This window comes from Massilia sp. BAP21, from assembly GCF_057801335.1.
Map to the genome: position 1 here is coordinate 1633618 of NZ_CM173596.1, position 19461 is coordinate 1653078.

13 protein-coding genes, 2 tRNA genes and 2 rRNA genes are annotated in these 19461 nt (G+C 62.9%); 2 read left to right on the forward strand and 15 right to left on the reverse strand.

Going from position 1 to position 19461, the window contains the following annotated elements; translation table 11 throughout:
• Positions 1-2 precede the first annotated feature (2 nt).
• Positions 3-974 carry a beta-propeller fold lactonase family protein gene (locus ACWYRN_RS07140; protein ID WP_488691774.1) on the forward strand — a complete coding sequence of 324 codons (972 nt, stop codon included), beginning with the start codon at positions 3-5 and terminating at the stop codon, positions 972-974.
• Positions 975-1017: 43 nt separating this feature from the next.
• On the opposite strand, the gene ACWYRN_RS07145 is transcribed toward ACWYRN_RS07140, so the two are convergent.
• From ACWYRN_RS07145 to adh, 10 genes are all read right to left on the reverse strand, one after another.
• Complete coding sequence (locus ACWYRN_RS07145) at positions 1018-2037, reverse strand: ATP-grasp domain-containing protein (protein WP_488691775.1); 1020 nt, start codon at positions 2035-2037, stop codon at positions 1018-1020.
• Between the two features lie 45 nt (positions 2038-2082).
• The gene (locus tag ACWYRN_RS07150) at positions 2083-2904 is read right to left on the reverse strand and encodes a hypothetical protein (protein WP_488691776.1); all 822 of its coding nucleotides are present in this window, start codon (positions 2902-2904) and stop codon (positions 2083-2085) included.
• Positions 2905-2977: 73 nt separating this feature from the next.
• Positions 2978-3922, reverse strand: a complete 945-nt coding sequence (locus ACWYRN_RS07155) for a quinoprotein dehydrogenase-associated putative ABC transporter substrate-binding protein (RefSeq protein WP_488691777.1) — start codon at positions 3920-3922, stop codon at positions 2978-2980.
• Positions 3919-4362, reverse strand: a complete 444-nt coding sequence (locus tag ACWYRN_RS07160; protein WP_488691778.1) for a c-type cytochrome — start codon at positions 4360-4362, stop codon at positions 3919-3921. Before ACWYRN_RS07160 ends, ACWYRN_RS07155 begins: the two co-directional genes overlap by 4 nt.
• A gap of 119 nt (positions 4363-4481) precedes the next feature.
• Positions 4482-6287, reverse strand: a complete 1806-nt coding sequence (locus tag ACWYRN_RS07165; RefSeq protein WP_488691779.1) for a methanol/ethanol family PQQ-dependent dehydrogenase — start codon at positions 6285-6287, stop codon at positions 4482-4484.
• 257 nt (positions 6288-6544) lie between these two features.
• Positions 6545-6916 carry a hypothetical protein gene (locus ACWYRN_RS07170; RefSeq protein ID WP_488691780.1) on the reverse strand — a complete coding sequence of 124 codons (372 nt, stop codon included), beginning with the start codon at positions 6914-6916 and terminating at the stop codon, positions 6545-6547.
• Between the two features lie 81 nt (positions 6917-6997).
• Positions 6998-7594 carry an S-(hydroxymethyl)glutathione synthase gene (gfa, locus tag ACWYRN_RS07175; protein WP_488691781.1) on the reverse strand — a complete coding sequence of 199 codons (597 nt, stop codon included), beginning with the start codon at positions 7592-7594 and terminating at the stop codon, positions 6998-7000.
• 28 nt (positions 7595-7622) lie between these two features.
• On the reverse strand, positions 7623-8729 hold the full coding sequence (locus ACWYRN_RS07180) for an S-(hydroxymethyl)glutathione dehydrogenase/class III alcohol dehydrogenase (RefSeq protein WP_488691782.1): 1107 nt from the start codon (positions 8727-8729) through the stop codon (positions 7623-7625).
• A gap of 25 nt (positions 8730-8754) precedes the next feature.
• Entirely contained in the window at positions 8755-9234 is a 480-nt protein-coding gene (locus tag ACWYRN_RS07185) for a DUF779 domain-containing protein (protein WP_488691783.1), read from the reverse strand.
• 16 nt (positions 9235-9250) lie between these two features.
• Positions 9251-10771, reverse strand: coding sequence for an aldehyde dehydrogenase (gene adh / locus ACWYRN_RS07190; protein ID WP_488691784.1), 1521 nt, complete (start codon positions 10769-10771; stop codon positions 9251-9253).
• Positions 10772-11013: 242 nt separating this feature from the next.
• On the opposite strand from adh, the gene ACWYRN_RS07195 reads away from it, so the two are divergent.
• On the forward strand, positions 11014-13167 hold the full coding sequence (locus ACWYRN_RS07195) for a TonB-dependent receptor family protein (protein ID WP_488691785.1): 2154 nt from the start codon (positions 11014-11016) through the stop codon (positions 13165-13167).
• 107 nt (positions 13168-13274) lie between these two features.
• On the opposite strand, the gene ACWYRN_RS07200 is transcribed toward ACWYRN_RS07195, so the two are convergent.
• The 5 genes from ACWYRN_RS07200 to ACWYRN_RS07220 all read right to left on the reverse strand — a co-directional run bounded on the left by ACWYRN_RS07200 (position 13275) and on the right by ACWYRN_RS07220 (position 19446).
• Positions 13275-15503 (reverse strand): TonB-dependent receptor, encoded by a 2229-nt coding sequence (locus tag ACWYRN_RS07200; protein WP_488691786.1) that lies wholly within the window; start codon positions 15501-15503, stop codon positions 13275-13277.
• 412 nt (positions 15504-15915) lie between these two features.
• Positions 15916-16028: ribosomal RNA gene (rrf, locus tag ACWYRN_RS07205) — 5S ribosomal RNA — on the reverse strand.
• Positions 16029-16155: 127 nt separating this feature from the next.
• Positions 16156-19047: ribosomal RNA gene (locus tag ACWYRN_RS07210) — 23S ribosomal RNA — on the reverse strand.
• A 234-nt stretch (positions 19048-19281) separates the two neighbouring features.
• Positions 19282-19357 (reverse strand) — tRNA-Ala (locus ACWYRN_RS07215).
• Between the two features lie 12 nt (positions 19358-19369).
• Positions 19370-19446: transfer RNA gene (locus ACWYRN_RS07220), tRNA-Ile, on the reverse strand.
• Positions 19447-19461 lie beyond the last annotated feature (15 nt).

Below are 19461 nucleotides of genomic sequence, written 5' to 3' on the forward strand. Positions count from 1 at the left end.
ACATGACCATGCCGTCGCTTCGCCGTATCCTGCCAGGCGCCCTGGCATGCCTGGCCACCCTCGCCGCAACGCTGGGTTCGCCGGCCCTGGCGGCGCCCTTTGCCTACGTGCCGAACGAAGGCAGCGGCACGATTTCCGTGATCGACACCGCCAACGACCAGGTCGTCGGCGAGATGCCGGCCGGTACCAAGCCGCGCGGACTCGCAATCGGCGCCGACGGCCGCTGGCTGTACGTGAGCGACCAGCCGAACAACAGCCTGCAGGTGCTCGACCTGAATGCGCGCAAGCCCGGCCCCGCGGTGGCCCTCGGCGAATCGCCCGAAGGCGTGTCGATCTCGCCCGACGGGCGCTGGGTGGTCGCGGCCATCGAGGGCAAGAACGAGATCGCGGTAACCGACACCCGCACCCGCAAGCTGGCATTTGCGATCCAGGTCCACGGCAAGAATCCCGAGCACGCGGTGTTCAGCCCGAACGGTCGGCTGCTGTTCGTCAGCGCCGAGGAAGGCGACGCGGTCGACATCATCGATTTCGCCAGCCGCAAGCAGGTGGCCCAGGTGGCGGTGGGCGCCCGCCCGCGCGGTATCGGTTTCCTGCCCGACAGCAGCCGCGCCTATGTCGCCACCGAGAACGCCAACGAGGTCTTCGTCATCGATGCCAAGACCTACGCCATCGTCGCCCGCATCAAGGCCGGCTTGCGCGCCAACGGGATTGCCGTGCACCCGGGCGGCGGCCAGGTCTATGTGTCGAATGGCGGCGATGCCAACGTCTCGGTCATCGATACCGCGAGCAACCAGGTGGTGGCCACGATCCCGGTCGGCCAGCGGCCCTGGAACATGGCGCTCACGCCCGACGGCAAGAAACTCTACGTGGCCAACGGCCGCAGCAACAACGTGTCGGTGATCGACACCGCCAGCCGCAGCAAGCTGCGCGACATCCCGGTCGGCAAGCTGCCCTGGGGCGTCGTGATCAAGTAAGTCAAGTAAGCCAACTAAGCCAACCAAGCCAGGCAAGCGGCACTCAGGCTTGGCCGAAGCTGTCGACATCGACGGAGACTGCGCGCCGCCGCGTGACCGGAAGCGGCGCAGCCTGCAGTGCGGCCGGGCCCTTTAGCAAGGCAATCACCAGGCCAGCCGGGTTGCAGCCAATCGACGCATGCAGGCCGGCATAGGCGGCCGTCAGGCGCGGATTTACATCCAGCACCACGGTTCCCTGTGCGCTGCGGATGAAGTCCACCCCGACATAGCCCCACAGCGTAGGCAGGGCCGCCGCAACCTGTTGCGCCAGGCCGGCCAGCGCGCCGTCGGCGTCCAGCAGGCCGTTCACGGTACTGCCCAGGAAGTGGAAGCGGTTGTTACGCACGGCCACGCGCTCGCGGTTGCACGCCAGGACCCAGGCCTTGCCGTCGCAGCACAGCAGGGACAGGCTGCCCAGTTCGCCGGGAACGAAAGGCTGCAGCACATAGTCCTGCCCGGCGTTGGCGCGCACGTGGGCCAGGGCCGCGGCGCGGTCGCTGAACAAGCGGGTGTCGAGGCAGCCGGCGCCATTGTCCGGCTTGACCACCCAGGCGCCCGGGCCTTCCGGCAGGCTCGCATGCGGACTGTAGGTGGGCACGGCCGGCACGCCGGCGTCGCGCAGCGCACGCGTCATCTCGCGCTTGCTGGCCGCAACGCGGACGGCGCCGGGCGCGCTGCCCAGCAGGACGCGCTTGCCGCGCAGGACATCGCGCGACACTCCCTCCAGCAAGCCTTCGGTCTCGAGCGCCAGCGGCCAGACGGCATCGGCCGCCTGCACACAGTCGGCGAAACGCTCGCCGAAGTCCCTGTCGCCGAAGGACTTCCCACCGAAGGATGGGGCGGGCGCCCAGGCGGCGCCGGCAGCCGGCATGGTCTGCAGTTCGACCCCGGGTACGGCGCCCAGGTCGGCCAGCAGGGCCTGGAGCAGCATGCCCCCCTGCTGTGCGAGCGCGCATGGCACAGCAGGAGCGCCCGGACCACCGGCGATGGCGTAATCGAATGCGAGAACTTTCAAGCGCGCCATGGCATCCTCCGGTGATGACGGGCCGGGCCTGCAATCGTGCCAGGCTCAGCGCTTCGGATCGGCAACCTTGACCAAGGTAAGTGTTTCTTCAAGCGAGGGAATGCTGCCTCCCCCCGCACCGGGCACTTGTGCGGTGGAGCCGGCCGTGCCTGGGCCGGCCGTACCGGATTGCGCGCGGGCAGTGCCTTCGGCCGGACGCTTGGCCACCCTGCCGTCCGCCAGCGCGCTCGATTGCACGCCAGCTGCCGCATTGATGGTCCGTCCGCTGCCGCTCGTACCCAGCGAGGTCGACAGCTGGTACACGCCGCCCGGTACGGCCTCGCTCAGGATGAAGGTGTAGGTCTTGTGCACGTAGGCTTCGAAGCGCGCATGCAGCGGGTCGTCCAGGTAGGGCTGGATGCGCACCACCTGTCCCTCATACGACTTGCCCTGGAAGTTGATCGTCTGCTTGCCCAACTGGCCGGCATTCGCCAGCGCCATGCGAATGCGCTTGCGGAAGTAGGTAGTGGAGCCCCCGGTCAGGCGTTTCATCTCCGCGATGTCGTGCTCGAGGAAGCCGAGCAGCACCGGATTGCCGTGGGCATCGTCGATGTCGGGCAGCTCGCGCTTGCGCGCTCCGGAAAGAAAGCGCAGGCGCGCATGCATCCGCCCGTTTTCCCTGGTCAGGTCGAGCTCGACCGTGTCGGTAAAGCCCGGTTCGATGTTGCTGACCTTGCGAAAGTCGTAGACCAGCGCCGCCGGCGCCCTGGTGCGCGCCAGGTGGTCGGTCTCGAACAGCAGGGTTTCGGCCGGCGATACCGGCTGGGCCTGCACCAGGCCGGCGCCCAGCCCACCAAGTGCACAGAGCATGCCGAGTGCGAAGCGCATCGACCGGGCGTGCACGCCATGCCGCGGGCCTGCGCCCCCGCCGCGCTGTTGCTGTATGCAGATCATGGCGTCCTCAAGGTGAGGAAGACTGGGGCGGCGGGAGTGCCGACAAGGGCACGCCGTATTGCTCGAGGATGGCCTGGATCTTGCCCTGATTGGTGTCGATCAGCCGGTCGATCAGCTGGCGGAAGTCCTTGTCGGCATGGCGTACGCCCATGGCGATTTCGAAATCGAATTTCATGCCCGGACGCGACTGCAGCGGGATGGCGACGATGGACGCGCCGCGCGTTCGTTTGGCGAAGTAGCCGGCGATCGGCCCCCAGGCAAAGGCAACGTCGATCTTGCCGCTGGCCAGGTCCTTCTCGACGATCTCGCCGGGGTATTGCTCGGCATCGCCGGTCTGGCTCTGGTACCAGTTCACCTGCTCCATCAAACCATTCTGCAGCAGCCACTCGGTGACCGGAGAGCCGGCAAACGCGCCGAAACGCAGTTTCTTGCGTTGCGAGGGGTCGAGCGCCAGCAGGTCGTCAAGGGTACGCACCGTGTCCAGTCCATGGTCTTTTACATAAGCCATGGCATAGCTGGAGCGGTAGTAGGAATGGGTGTTGGCGGCCAGTTCGAACCCCTTGGCGACGCCGGTGACGAGATCGCACTTGAAGCGCTCGGAATGCTCTTCCTTGGCACGCAGGGTATTGCGAATGAAACCCATGCGCTGCGGATACCAGGTGTGCTCCAGCTTCCAGCCCAGCTGCTGGGCGAACAGGGCCGCGATCTTGTTCTCGAAGCCCTCCCCGGCCCGGTTCGACAGCGGCAGGTTGTTCGGGTCCTGGCAGACCCGCAAGACCTTGTCCGCGCCGGGCGCCTCGGTCGCGGCGGACTGCGCGGCCGCCGGTGCAGCCAGGCACCCCAGCAGACTGGCCGCCAGCCCGGCCCGCGCAAGCTGCGTGACAACCCGCGTAGCAACCCGGGTGGCAACCCGTGGCGCAAGTCGCGTGGCAAGGAAGGGCCTGCGCCTCATTTGCCGATCTCCTGCAGCCGGCCCGGTTCGATGGCGCCGTCGGAACGCCCTTTCAGGTAGGCATAGAGGCTGTCGATGTTCTCGGTCACCATCTTGCTGCCGTCGAAGTTCGGCATGCCCTTTTCGATGCGGCCCTTCAGGACCGCGGTCTTGAACTGGTCCTTGCTCAGGACCTTCAGGCTGTCCACCAGCGAGGGGCCGACCATGCCTTCCTGGGCGGCGCCGTGGCAACGTTCGCAGGCCATGGCGCGCCAGGTCTTCCAGCCGCTCAGGGTCTGGGCGTCGACCTTGTTGCCTTCGGCAACCTTGTACGGCGGGGTATCGCCGGCCAGCGCGCTGCCGGGGAACGCTGTGGCGAACAGGCCCACGGACCAGCACAGGGCGGCACACAGGGCGGTACACAGGGAGGCAAGGGGCGCCCGCTTCATGAATGTCTTCATCTCGTTTCCTGGCAATGCATGGCCACGGCGGACGGCATCCTGCGCCGGCCGCCGGGTCCGGTGTTCATCGAAGTGCGCGGCAGCGATGAAGCCGCCGCGCGGCACGGCGTGGCGCGGGCTCAGCGGTCGGGCAGTGCGAACACCGTCAGCACGCCACCCAGCTCGGTATACTTGGCCAGGTCCTTGTAGCCGCCCACCGCACCCAGGCCTTCGGTGCCCTTGGTGAGCCCGGCCGCAAGGCCGATCCCGGCCCAGCCGCCGATACCCGACAGGACCCCGATGTACTGCTTGCCCTTGTATTCCCAGGTGTGGACGTTGCCGATGATGCCCGAGGGCGTCTTGAACTTCCACAGCTCCTTGCCGTTGTGATCGACCGCCTTGATGTGGCCTTCCAGGGTGCCGTAGAAGACCACGTCGCCGGCGGTGGACAGCGCCCCGCTCCAGACCGAGAATTTCTCCGGCTTGGACCAGACGATCTTGCCGGTGCTGGCGTCAAAGGCGATGAAGTTGCCCAGGCCACCGTGGCTGCCCGGCGCCGCGTACATCGAGAGCGTCGAGCCAACGTAGGGCTGGCCCGCCGTGTACTCGATCTGGAAGGGCTCATAGTCCATGCACACGTGGTTCGTCGGCACGTAGAACAAACCGGTCTTGCGCGAGTAGGTGGCCGGCTGCTGGTCCTTGGTGCCGAGCGCCGACGGGCAGATGCCCTTCGAGTTGAAGTCGGGGCCGTTCTTGTCGGTGCTGTACTTGGCCACCACCTGCGGCCGGCCGCTCTTCATGTCGACGTGTGTCGCCCAGTTGACCACCGGGTCGAATTTTTCCGCCACCAGCAGTTCGCCGCTGACGCGGTCGAGCGTGTAGGCAAAGCCGTTGCGGTCGAAGTGCACCAGGGCCTTGCGGGCCTGGCCCTTGACCTTCATGTCGACCAGGATCATTTCGTTGACGCCGTCGTAGTCCCACTCGTCGTGCGGCGTCATCTGGTAGACCCACTTGGCCTGCCCGGTGTCGAGGTCACGCGCGAAGATCGTCATCGACCACTTGTTATCGCCAGGGCGCTGGCGCGGGTTCCAGGTGCTCGGGTTGCCGGTGCCGTAGTAGACCAGGTTCAGGGCCGGGTCATAGCTGTACCACCCCCAGGTGGTGCCGCCGCCCAGCTTCCATTGGTCGCCCTGCCAGCTTTTCAGCGAGGAGTCCGGGCCGATCGGCGCCATCTTGCCATTCGTCCAGGTCATGGTCTTGGCGGGATCGACCAGCAGCTCGTTGTCGGGCCCGGTGCTATAGGCTTTCCACAGCACCTTGCCGGTATTGATGTCGTGCGCCGTGATGCGCCCGCGCACACCGAATTCGCCGCCGCTGATGCCAGTGATGATCTTGTCCTTGAACACGTGCGGGGTATTCGTCGTGGTTTCGCCGATCTTCGGATCGCCGACTTTCACTTTCCACAGCTCGGCGCCGGTCTTGGCGTCCAGCGCCACCAGGGTGGTGTCGGCCTGCTGCAGGAAGATCTTGCCGTTGGCATAGGCCACGCCGCGGTTGACCGTGTCGCAGCACATCACCGGGATCACGGTCGGGTCCTGCTTCGGCTCGTATTTCCAGCGGATGGCCTGGTCTTCCAGCGCGATCGCGAACACCTTGTTCGGGAAGGGGCTGTGGATGTACATGGTGTCGCCGATCACCAGCGGGCCGCCTTCGTGGCCGCGCAGGACGCCGGTGGAGAAGGTCCACGCCACCTGCAGGTCCTTGGCGTTCTTGCTGTTGATTTGCTTGAGTTCGCTGTACCGGTGGTTCGCAAAATTACCAGATTGCATTGCCCAGTTCTTCGGGTCCTTGGTCAATTGCTCCACATCGGAATTGGCAGCCAGCGCCGGACCGGCAAGCAGCGCCAGACACGGCAACCAGCGGATGAGTCTTGTTGGGAATGACATGGTAAGTCTCCTATGGTTTTTATCGGCGGCCGCTTCCGCTGGCCTTGCAAACCTCGACCTGGTGGGATGCCCCATCTTTTCCACAGCACAGAACGTGCCAACCGCGGACCAGTCATTGCGCCGCCCGATCCGCTGCTGCCACGACGGTCCCTGTTCAGATTCGTGACAGTCGCTGCCGCCGCTGTGCCGTCCTGCTGTGCCATCCGTGGCGCAGCACCACACTCATGCAGCAATGCGCCTGCCTCACTGCGCATACTTCAACGCTGCTGCACGTAGCAAGCCTTGTCGGCGCTGGCCTGGAGCGCCTTGTATTTGCTGGCCATTTCTTTCACCGGAACGGGATCGCGGAACATCGCGCCGCGCTCGCCGGCCATGGTCTGGTTACGCAGGGCCGTCGACATCGTCACGTAATCGTCGTAGGACATCTGCCTGGCGATGTGGTCGATGACGCAGGAGCACTTGTAGAGGTACTCGTACTTGCCGTCGTGCTTTTGCATGCACTCGAGCACATACTCCACGCGTCCGCTGGTGGGATAGTCGTTGGCTTGCGCTGCCGGGGGTGTTGCCAGCGATGGCGCCATGGGTAGGGCCAGCAGCGCCGGCAACAGCAGCAGGAACAATCGTTTCATTCGTGTGTCTCCGGTATCCGGCAGGTCGGCACGCCCGCGCTGGTGCGCCGGCGTGCGTTGCTGCTTCTTGCTTGTCCTCGCCTACGCGTCCTGCAGCACGCCGCGTTGCTTGGCGACGTGGGTCGAGATCGCATCCATCAGCGGCGGCGACAGCGCGTCGTAGGGCGGCAGGCCGATCTCGTTCAGGCGCGCACGCACGGCGCCCATGTTTTCCGGACGCGCGCCGGACTCGATGATCGAGGACACGAAGGCGGCGAACTCGGGCGGCGACCAGCCCTTTTCCTTCGACAGCTCGGTGTGCACGAAGTCGAGCCCGTAGAAAGCGTGGCCGGTGTTCTCGATGCGCCCGTACATGTGCACGCCGCAATCGCGACAGGCGTGGCGCTGGATGGTGGCGCTCTCGTCGACCACCTGCAGCTTGTCTTCGTTGGCCGTCACCTTCACCTTGTCCTTGCCGACCACGGCCACCTGCGAGAACAGCGAGCCGTCTGGTTTCCAGCACTTGGTGCAGCCGCACACGTGGTTGTGCGCCACCTGGCTGGTCAACTCCACCGTGACGGGATTGCTGGTGCACAGGCAGGTCAGGGTGCCGCCGGCAAAGCCGGGCGTGGCAGGGGGGATGCCGTTGTCGACGGCGGGATGGATCTTGACTGCGGTATTCATGTCTGTGTCGCTCATGATTGCGTCTCCATGGTTGATTGCTCCCTCAATACAGCACCACCGAGCGGATCGACTGCCCGCTCTTCATCAGCTCGAAGCCCTCGTTGATGCGTTCGAGCGGCAAGGTGTGGGTGATCAGGTCGTCGATGTTGATCTTGCCGTCCATGTACCAGTCGACGATCTTCGGCACGTCGGTGCGTCCGCGCGCGCCGCCAAAGGCCGAGCCTTTCCATTCGCGCCCGGTGACCAGCTGGAACGGGCGTGTAGAAATTTCCTGCCCGGCCGCAGCGACGCCGATGATGAAGGACTGGCCCCAGCCTTTATGGGTGCATTCGAGCGCCTGGCGCATCACGGTGGTATTGCCGATGCATTCGAAGCTGAAGTCGGCGCCGCCGTCGGTCAGTTGCACGATGTGGTCGACGATGTTCGGCACCTCGCCCGGATTGACGAAGTGGGTCATGCCGAACTTGCGCGCGATCTCGGCCCGGCCGGGATTCAGGTCGATGCCGATGATCTTGTCGGCGCCGACCATGCGCGCGCCCTGGATCACGTTCAGGCCGATGCCGCCCAGGCCGAACACGACCACGTTGGCGCCGGCCTGCACCTTGGCCGAGAACACCACGGCGCCGACGCCGGTGGTGACGCCGCAGCCGATGTAGCAGGCCTTGTCGAAAGGCGCATCTTCGCGGATCTTCGCCAGCGCGATCTCGGGCACGACGATGTAGTTGGAGAAGGTCGAAGTGCCCATGTAGTGGAACAATTGCTGGCCGTCGATGGAAAAGCGCGAGGTGGCGTCGGGCATCAGGCCACGGCCCTGGGTCGCGCGGATCGCCTGGCATAGATTGGTCCTGCGCGAAAGGCAAAACTTGCACTGCCGGCATTCCGGCGTGTACAGGGGAATCACGTGGTCGTCGCGCTTGACCGAGGTGACGCCGGGGCCGGTGTCGAGCACGATGCCGGCGCCCTCGTGCCCGAGGATGGCGGGGAAGATGCCTTCCGGGTCGGCGCCGGACAGGGTGTAGTAATCGGTATGGCAAATGCCGGTGGCCTTGATCTCGACCAGGACTTCGCCGGCGCGCGGGCCTTCCAGGTCGACCTCGGCAATGGAGAGCGGTTCTCCCGCTTTCCAGGCGATGGCTGCTTTCGTTTTCATGGTGTCCTTGCTGTGGTGTGTGTCGTCAGGCGCCCGGTCCGGTGACGGGAGCGGGCAACTGCGCCAGTTCGGCGTCGCTGAACAGGCGCGAACGCGTGAGGAAGCGCTGCCCGGTGCCGTTATCGAGCGAGAACATGCCGCCGTTGCCGGCGACCACGTCGATGATCAGCTGGGTGTGCTCCCAGTAGGCGAACTGCTCGGCGCCCATGTAGAACGGCGCGCCGCCCAGCTCGCCGAGGCGCACGTCGGTGTCGCTGACGCTGAATTCGCCGGCCGGGTAGCACATCGGCGCGCTGCCGTCGCAGCAGCCGCCGGACTGGAAGAACATCAGCGGGCCATGGCGCTGGCGCAGTTGCTCGATCAAGCCCAGCGCGGCGGCGGTGGCGACCACGCGCCCGGGCGCGGCACTTGGCTCGGCGCTGTGCAAGCCACTGTCCGGGCTAGCGTCCGGGCCGCTGCCCGCGCCGCCGCTCAGGCCGCTGTTCAATTCGTCCGCACTGTCCATGGCCGCCCCGCTCCGCTCAGAAGAAGCCCAAGGCCTTCGGGCTATAACTCACCAGCAGGTTCTTGGTCTGCTGGTAATGGTCGAGCATCATCTTGTGGTTTTCGCGGCCAATACCCGACTGCTTGTAGCCGCCGAAGGCCGCGTGCGCCGGATACAGGTGGTAGCAGTTGGTCCAGACGCGCCCAGCCTGGATCGCACGGCCGACGCGGAAGGCGCGGCTGCCGTCGCGCGTCCACAGCCCGGCACCCAGGCCGTACAGGGTGTCGTTGGCAATCGCCAGGGCGTCGGCTTCGTCGCGGAAGGTCGTCACCGCCACCACCGGCCCGAAGATCTCCTCCTGGAAGATGCGCATCTTGTTGTGGCCCTTGAACACGGTCGGCTTCACGAAATAGCCTTCCTTCATGTCGCCCTGCAGGGTGTTGCGCTCGCCGCCGGCCAGCACCTCGGCGCCTTCCTGCTTGCCGATGTCGAGGTAGGACAGGATCTTTTCCAGCTGCTCCTGCGAGGCCTGGGCGCCGAGCATGGTCGTCGCATCCAGCGGGTTACCCTGCTTGATGGCGGCCACGCGCGCCAGGGCGCGGTCGATGAACTTGTCGTAGATCGATTCCTGGATCAGCACGCGCGACGGGCAGGTGCAGACTTCCCCCTGGTTCAGCGCGAACATGGCAAAGCCTTCCAGGCACTTGTCGAAGAACGCGTCATCGGCATCCATCACGTCTTCGAAGAAAATGTTTGGCGACTTGCCGCCCAGCTCGAGCGTGACCGGAATCAGGTTTTGCGCGGCATAGCCCATGATCAGGCGGCCGGTCGTGGTTTCGCCGGTAAAGGCGATCTTGGCGATGCGCTTGTTCGAGGCCAGCGGCTTGCCCGCTTCCAGGCCGAAGCCATTCACCACGTTCAGCACGCCCGGCGGCAGCAGGTCGGCGATCAGCTCGACCAGCACCATGATCGAGGCCGGGGTCTGCTCGGCCGGTTTGAGCACCACGCAATTGCCGGCCGCCAGCGCCGGCGCCAGCTTCCAGACCGCCATCAGGATCGGGAAGTTCCAGGGAATGATCTGGCCAACCACGCCCAGCGGTTCGTGGAAGTGGTAGGCATAGGTTTCGTCGTCGATCTGGGCGATCGAACCCTCCTGGGAACGGATGCAGCCGGCGAAGTAGCGGAAATGGTCGATCGCCAGCGGGATGTCGGCGGCGGTGGATTCGCGGATCGGCTTGCCGTTGTCGATGGTCTCGGCGGTGGCGAGCAGCGACAGGTTCTGTTCCATGCGGTCGGCGATGCGGTTCAGGATGCCGGCGCGTTCGGCGGGCGAGGTCTTGCCCCAGGCAGCTTTCGCGGCGTGGGCGGCGTCGAGTGCGAGTTCGATGTCCTCGGCACCGGAGCGTGCGACTTCGCAGAAGGGCTGGCCGGTAATCGGCGTCAGGTTGGGAAAATACTCGCCCTTCACCGGCGCTACGAACTTGCCGCCGATGTAGTTGTCGTAACGCTGCTTGAAGGGATTGGCAACGCCGAGTTTGCTGATGTCCGCGAGATTCATGTCGTCCTCTTTCTGGTTTGTATTGGGTCCCCGGCTGGATCGGTATGGCCGTCCAGATCTGAAACAGTGCCACGCCGGCTGTCCTAATCTGGAACAGGTGCTGCGCCGTTTGCTCAGGCAAGTACCGGGCGGACAGCACGTGGCGTGTGCAGAGCCAAGGCTATGCAAGGGCCGTGCCATTCAGGTCCTGGCGGCCTGGCAGAGATATTGCTTCGTCAACTGCACAGAATATGGAGACATGCATGGTCCAGCTTTCCCTGCGGCGCAAGCCGCTTGCCCTGCTGTGTGCGGGCAGCACCCTGTTTGCAGGCGGCATGGGTACGCCGGCAATGGCCGGCGCGCCCTCGCCCGCAGCTGCGTCTGATGCAGCGCCGGTACCGGTGGTGGTGGTTACCGGCAGCCGCATCGAGCACGACAGCTACGATTTCCCGGCCGCCATCGACGTGGTCGACGCCACGCGCATCGGCAATGCCCAGCTGCGCGTGAATGCGTCGGAGGCGCTGGTGGCGGTGCCGGGACTGGTGGTGCTGAACCGCCAGAACTATGCCCAGGACTTGCAGATTTCCTCGCGCGGCTTCGGCGCCCGCTCAGCCTTCGGGGTGCGCGGGGTGCGCCTGATTGCCGACGGGATTCCGGCTTCGATGCCGGACGGCCAGGGCCAGGCGGCCACCTTCAACCTCGACATGGCCGAACGCATCGAGGTGCTGCGCGGACCGTTTTCCGCCCTGTACGGCAATCACTCGGGCGGCGTGGTGCAGCTGTTCACGCGCGATGGCCAGGGCCGGCCGACCGTCGAGACCACGGTGTCGGGCGGCAGCGACGGCACTTATAAAGTCGACCTGAATGCGCAGGGCGAGGCAGGCGGGATCGGCTACGTGGTCGATGCCTCGCGCTTCGGCACCGATGGCTACCGCGAGCACAGTGCGGCGCGGCGCGACCAGGGCTTTGCCAAGCTGACCACTCGCCCGAGCGCGACCAGCCGCCTGACGATTACCGCCAGCAGCCTGACCCAGGACGATACCCAGGACCCACTGGGCGTGACCTGGAACACTTTCCAGCGCAACCCGCGCGCCGGCGAGATCGACGCCACCGATACCCAGGTGCCGAACCGTACCCTGGCCGAGCGCTACGACACGCGCAAGAGCATCGACCACCAGCAGGGCGGCGCGGCCTTTGAACAGCGTTTCGGCGCGGACCGATTGCGCGTCATGGCGTATGTGGGCAAGCGGCAGGTGATCCAGTACCAGGCGTTCTCGCGTGCTTTCCAGGCGCCGCCCACCCATTCCGGCGGCGTGGTCGATTTCGACCGCGACTTTTATGGCCTCGAGCTCCAGTGGATGACGGTACGCGAGCTGGCCGGTGGCAAGCTCAGCACCACGGCCGGCATCGAATACGGCCGTTCGGTCGACGACCGCCAGGGTTACGAAAACTTTGTCGGCAGCCAGTTAGGGGTCAAGGGCGCCTTGCGCCGCAACGAAAAGGACAAGCTGTCGAACCTCGACCCCTACGTGCAGACCGAGTGGGCCGGCGGCCCCTGGGTGCTGACGGCGGGCCTGCGCCGCAGCAGCCTGAAGGTGGACGTGGACGACCGTTTCCTGGCCAATGGCAACGATAGCGGGTCCGTCGACTACAGCCGCGTAACGCCGGTGCTGGGGGCGCTGTACAAGGTGTCGGATAAATTAAACGTGTACGCCAGTGCGGCGCGCGGCTTCGAGACGCCAACCCTGAACGAACTGTTCTATTCGAGCGGCGGCGGTTTCAATTTCAACCTTGCGCCGGCGCGCAGCAAGCACCTGGAGCTGGGCGCCAAGGCGCAAATGGGCGATGACACGCGCATCAACGCCGCCCTGTTCCAGGCACGTACCGAGGACGAGATGGTGGTCGACACTGCCGGCGGCGGACGCACCAGTTACCGCAACGCCAGCTCGACCTTGCGGCGCGGCGCGGAGGTATCGCTGGAGTCGTCGCTGGGTGCCGGTTTCAGTGCGCGCGCTTCGGTGACGCTGCTGCGGGCCACTTATGAGACCGGATTCGGCAGCGTGGGCGCCGGCAGGCGCTTGCCGGGCGTGCCGCGGGCGAATGGCTATGCCGAGCTGGCCTGGACGGAGCCAAACGGCCGCCTCAGCGCAGCGCTTGAGACCGTCGCTTCGAGCAAGATCTATGCGGAAGACACCAATCTGGAGCGGGCCGCGCCGGGGTATGCGGTGGTGAACGCGCGCATCCAGGCGCGGCAATCGATCGACCGCTGGCGCTTCAGGCAATTCCTGCGGGTGAACAATTTGTTCGACCGCAGCTATGTCGGTTCGGTGATCGTGGGTGATACCAACCGCCGCTATTATGAAGCCGGCACCGGGCGCCAGTGGATGGCGGGCGTCAGCGCCGAGTACACGTTCTGAGCGGGCAGTCTGAATACGGGTTCCCGATATGTGTTCTGACTGCGCGTTTTAAATACGCATTCTGAAACGGCCGGCCGCTTGTATCGTACCGGCCGGCGTCTGGCGTTTCAGAATGTATAGCGCAGGCCGGCAACGAAGGTACGCGGCGCGCCGGGCGCCACGAAGCGCGTGTGCCCGGGTTCAACCTCGCCTTCGTGCGGACGCAATACCTGGCCGTTCGGGAACAAATCGGGCGCCACCGCGCCATAGGTTTCGTAGCGGCGGTCGAAGACATTGCTGATGCGGGCAAAAATTTCCCAGTTCGGCGCCGGCCGGTAGCTGGCGCGCAGGTTCACCAAGGCATAACCGCGCACGCGCCAGTCGGCGCGCTCGGGTTCTTCGCCCTCCTCTGGATCTTCGATCAGGCCATCCTCGTTGCCCTGGCTGAGCAGGCTGCTGGCCGCCTGCAGGTCGGCACCGAAGCGCAGCTGCGGACTGGCGTCCCAGTCCAGCGACAGCTTGCCGCTGTGACGCGGCAGGCCGGCCAGGCGCATGCCGCGTTCCACCTCGACGTTGCGCGCACCGGTGAACAGTTCGCCGTCGGCGTCGTACACGGCTTCCAGGTAGCTGTAGGCGAAATGCACATTGACAGGTCCGAACTGCCGGGCGACGGTGGCGTCCAGGCCCTGGTGGCGGGTGCGCTCGAAATTGGCGAAGTAACCCTGGCGCGATGGCGAGCTGAGGAAGAGGATGTCGTCGCGGTTGACGGTGCCGTGCAAGGACACCGAGTAATTGCCGCCGGGCAGACGACCGCGTACACCGGCCTCGATCGTACGCGCGACCACCTGCTTCAGGTAAGGGTCGGCCTGCAGGCCCACCGGCAGGCGGCAAGGGTTTTCCGGATCGGCGCAGCCGAGCTCGATGACGGTGGGCACGCGGTTACCCTGGGCGACATTCGCGAAAACCGTCGCGCCATTGCCCAGCTGGTGGGTGATGCCGAGCGAGGGGTTCAGGCGGGTGTAGGTAAAGCTTTCCCGTGGCTGGACGCCGCGTTCGTTGGTCAGGGTATTGCTCACGCGTGCGCGATTCAAGCGTGCGCTGGCAGTCAATTGGGTGCTGGCACTTGCGGCCCAGCTGCCGGCGACGTAGACACCCAAGGCACGCGCACTGCCAACCACCGACGACGAGGGCTCGCGCTCTTCGTCGGGGTCGCCGATGACTTCGCGGGCGTCGGTGACAAAGGCTTCCTGTTCGAACTGGGCGTACTCGGCTTCGCTGTGGTCGAAGCTAAAGCCGGCATCGAGCCGGTAGGCGCCGCGCCGGGTGCTGAAGGCGGCGCTGATGCCGCGGCTTTCCTGGCGCGTGCTGGTGGTGTTCAGCACGCCGGGATGCAGGGCGGCGCCTTCGGCCAGGGTGAAGCCGCACTCGTCCGATTCGAGCGGGGCGCCGCTGGCGTCGAAACCCTCCGCGCAGTCTTCCACGTAATCGTCGTATTCCTCGCTGACATCGCCGTTGACGGTGTCGCGGCGGCTGTTGCGGGCGTAAGCCGTGGCGCTCAGTTCGCTGTCCTGGCTGAAGCGATGGGTGAGATTCAATGTGCCCTGCACCAGGCGGTTGCGGGTGGTGTCGGGGTAGGTATAGACGGCGTGCCGGTCGGCTTCGTACAGGGAATCGGGCAACAGGCCATTGCCGAGCAGGCGGCTGCGTCCGCCCAACAGGCTCGCTGACCAGTCGGTCGCCCCGAGCGAACGGCCGACCTTGACCAGCACATTGCCGAGGTGACCGGAAGAGTGGTCGCGCCAACCATCGTCGTCGAACCAGGTAGCGCCGATAAAGCTGTGCCAGCCACCCGTACCCTGCCAGCCGTAGGAAGCATCGGCGCGGCGCCGGCCTTCGTCGGTAAGCGAGAACTCGAACTCGCCGCCGGGATGGCTGAGGCCAGACTTGGTGGTAAAGGCCAGCGCGCCCCCCAGGGTGTTCAGGCCATACAAAGGATTGGCGCCGGGGACCAGCAGCAGGCTGCCGATCGCGGACTCGGGCAGCATGTCCCAGTTGATGACGTCGCCAAAGGCTTCGTTCACACGCACGCCGTCCAGGTAGACCGAAATGCCTTGCGAACTGCCGAGCACCGGGGAGGCGCGGAAGCCGCGGAAGGTCAGGTCGTTCTGGAAGGGGCTGCCCGAGGTTTCATTGACGTTCACACCGGTAAGGTTGCGCGACATGTACTCGGACAAATTTTCCCCTCCAGCCTTACGGATCGTCTTTTCAGTGGCGAGCTGTACCGGATAAGGCAGCAGGTCGCGCTCGATGCCCAGACCCGGCAGCGGCGCGAAGCCGACAATCTCGACGACCGGCATCGTGCCCTCGGGTTTCTCCGGCCTTTCCGGCTCAGCCGCGGCGCAGGGAGCAAGCACGGCAGCCGCAAGGAAACAGCAGACACGTTCGGTGTGATGGCGAGGAGCGAAAGCCTGCCGGATGGATGCGCGAAGTTCCATGGAGTGTCCCGTCGTGAGCAACTCTTAATCCAACAGCAAGGGACGTGCCACGGCTCAGCCGGGGCAATACCTGACCAGGTTGCTCCAAAACAGAACAGGTTGATGTGCCAAGTGTTCAAACACGTGGGGTGGACCGGGCCGCGCTAGGCACCTGTGTCCACGCTGTCTCACCGGCTGATCAGCGGCGCGGGTTGAAAAAGGCTGATTAAACAAACACGACGCCCAAAGCAAAAAACCCCGCAGAGATCACTCTGCAGGGTTTTTCATATAACTAGCCTGACGATAACCTACTTTCACACTGGTTGCAGCACTATCATCGGCGCAAAGTCGTTTCACGGTCCTGTTCGGGATGGGAAGGGGTGGGACCGACTTGCTATGGTCATCAGGCATGACTTGTACGAGCTTCGTTCATGGTGAACGCAGCTCAGAATCTGGAGGAAGTAAAGTTCGGTAGTAACTGTCGTGTCAACAAACAGCACTGTAATCTCGATTTAACTATACCTGCTAAGGTTATAGGGACAAGCCGTACGGGCAATTAGTACTGGTTAGCTTAATGCATTACTGCACTTCCACACCCAGCCTATCAACGTCCTGGTCTCGAACGACCCTTCAAGGAGCTCAAGGCTCCGGGAAATCTCATCTCAAGGCAAGTTTCCCGCTTAGATGCTTTCAGCGGTTATCTCTTCCGAACTTAGCTACCCGGCAATGCCACTGGCGTGACAACCGGTACACCAGAGGTTCGTCCACTCCGGTCCTCTCGTACTAGGAGCAGCCCCCTTCAAATTTCCAACGCCCACGGCAGATAGGGACCAAACTGTCTCACGACGTTTTAAACCCAGCTCACGTACCACTTTAAATGGCGAACAGCCATACCCTTGGGACCGGCTACAGCCCCAGGATGTGATGAGCCGACATCGAGGTGCCAAACTCCCCCGTCGATATGAACTCTTGGGAGGAATCAGCCTGTTATCCCCAGAGTACCTTTTATCCGTTGAGCGATGGCCCTTCCATACAGAACCACCGGATCACTATGTCCTACTTTCGTACCTGCTCGACTTGTCGGTCTCGCAGTTAAGCACGCTTATGCCATTGCACTATTAGCACGATGTCCGACCGTACCTAGCGTACCTTCGAACTCCTCCGTTACACTTTAGGAGGAGACCGCCCCAGTCAAACTGCCTACCATGCACTGTCCCCGATCCGGATAACGGACCAAGGTTAGAACCTCAAACAAACCAGGGTGGTATTTCAAGGATGGCTCCACGAGAACTGGCGTCCCCGCTTCAAAGCCTCCCACCTATCCTACACAGATTGGTTCAAAGTCCAATGCAAAGCTACAGTAAAGGTTCATGGGGTCTTTCCGTCTAGCCGCGGGTAGATTGCATCATCACAAACATTTCAACTTCGCTGAGTCTCGGGAGGAGACAGTGTGGCCATCGTTACGCCATTCGTGCAGGTCGGAACTTACCCGACAAGGAATTTCGCTACCTTAGGACCGTTATAGTTACGGCCGCCGTTTACTGGGACTTCAATCAAGAGCTTGCACCCCATCATTTAATCTTCCAGCACCGGGCAGGCGTCACACCCTATACGTCCACTTTCGTGTTTGCAGAGTGCTGTGTTTTTATTAAACAGTCGCAGCCACCAGTTTATTGCAACCCTTTCACCCTTCCACAGTAAAGTGGTCAAGCTACCGGGGCGTACCTTTTCCCGAAGTTACGGTACCAATTTGCCGAGTTCCTTCTCCCGAGTTCTCTCAAGCGCCTTAGAATACTCATCTCGCCCACCTGTGTCGGTTTGCGGTACGGTCTCGTATGACTGAAGCTTAGAGGCTTTTCTTGGAACCACTTCCGATTGCTTCGTAGCACATGGCTACACGTCCCAGTCCCTTGAATTCCGCACCCGGATTTGCCTAAGTGCCTTCTATGAACCAGAAACCAGCTATTCCAACAGCTGGACAACCTTCCGCGATCCGTCCCCCCATCGCATCATACGACGGTGCAGGAATATTAACCTGCTTCCCATCAGCTACGCATCTCTGCCTCGCCTTAGGGGCCGACTCACCCTGCTCCGATGAACGTTGAACAGGAAACCTTGGGCTTGCGGCGTGCGGGCTTTTCACCCGCATTATCGCTACTCATGTCAGCATTCGCACTTCTGATACCTCCAGCATCCTTTACAAGACACCTTCGCAGGCTTACAGAACGCTCTCCTACCATATCGATCTCGATGCAAGCATCAAGAAAAATATCCGCAGCTTCGGTGACTGGCTTAGCCCCGTTACATCTTCCGCGCAGGACGACTCGATCAGTGAGCTATTACGCTTTCTTTAAATGGTGGCTGCTTCTAAGCCAACATCCTGACTGTTTTAGCCTTCCCACTTCGTTTTCCACTTAGCCAATCTTTGGGACCTTAGCTGGCGGTCTGGGTTGTTTCCCTCTTGACGCCGGACGTTAGCACCCGACGTCTGTCTCCCAAGCTCGCACTCATCGGTATTCGGAGTTTGCAATGGTTTGGTAAGTCGCAATGACCCCCTAGCCATAACAGTGCTCTACCCCCGATGGTGATACTTGAGGCACTACCTAAATAGTTTTCGGAGAGAACCAGCTATTTCCAAGTTTGTTTAGCCTTTCACCCCTACCCACAGCTCATCCCCTAATTTTTCAACATTAGTGGGTTCGGACCTCCAGGGCGTGTTACCGCACCTTCATCCTGGCCATGGGTAGATCACTTGGTTTCGGGTCTACACCCAGCGACTGTCGCCCTGTTCGGACTCGATTTCTCTACGGCTCCCCTATCCGGTTAACCTCGCCACTGAATGTAAGTCGCTGACCCATTATACAAAAGGTACGCCGTCACGGAACAAGTCCGCTCCGACTGTTTGTATGCACACGGTTTCAGGATCTATTTCACTCCCCTCCCGGGGTTCTTTTCGCCTTTCCCTCACGGTACTGGTTCACTATCGGTCGATTACGAGTATTTAGCCTTGGAGGATGGTCCCCCCATGTTCAGACAGGATTTCTCGTGTCCCGCCCTACTTGTCGTACGCTTAGTACCACCGTTTGAATTTCGTGTACGGGGCTATCACCCGCTATGGCGTCTGTTTCCAAAGACTTCCACTATTCAATCGACTATCACGTACAGGCTCTTCCCATTTCGCTCGCCACTACTTTGGGAATCTCGGTTGATTTCTTTTCCTGCAGCTACTTAGATGTTTCAGTTCGCCGCGTTCGCTTTGCATACCTATGTATTCAGTATGCAATGACCTAAAAGGCCGGGTTTCCCCATTCGGAAATCTGCGGATCAAAGTGTGTTTGCTCACTCCCCGCAGCTTATCGCAAGCTACTACGTCCTTCATCGCCTGTAATCGCCAAGGCATCCACCATGTGCACTTATTCGCTTGTCCCTATAACGTTAGCCCCTGCATGAGTACAGGGAGCGTTATAGAAATCAAGAGTACAGCTTAATTGCATGTTTGTTGATACTTGATTACTACCCTAAGTGTGCACTTTTACATGCACGCTTAAAAAAACTTTACTTCTTCCAGATTGTTAAAGAACAGAACAACAGTGATCTCTAAAAGACCAAACCTAAGCGTCATTCGCTTACGTTTGCACTTTCAGCTTTCGGTACCAAGTAATGGTGGAGGATGACGGGATCGAACCGACGACCCCCTGCTTGCAAAGCAGGTGCTCTCCCAGCTGAGCTAATCCCCCATTGGGTATGACTGGTAGGGCTGGTTGGGCTCGAACCAACGACCCCCGCGTTATCAACACGGTGCTCTAACCAGCTGAGCTACAGCCCCGAAACTGTGTTCTTC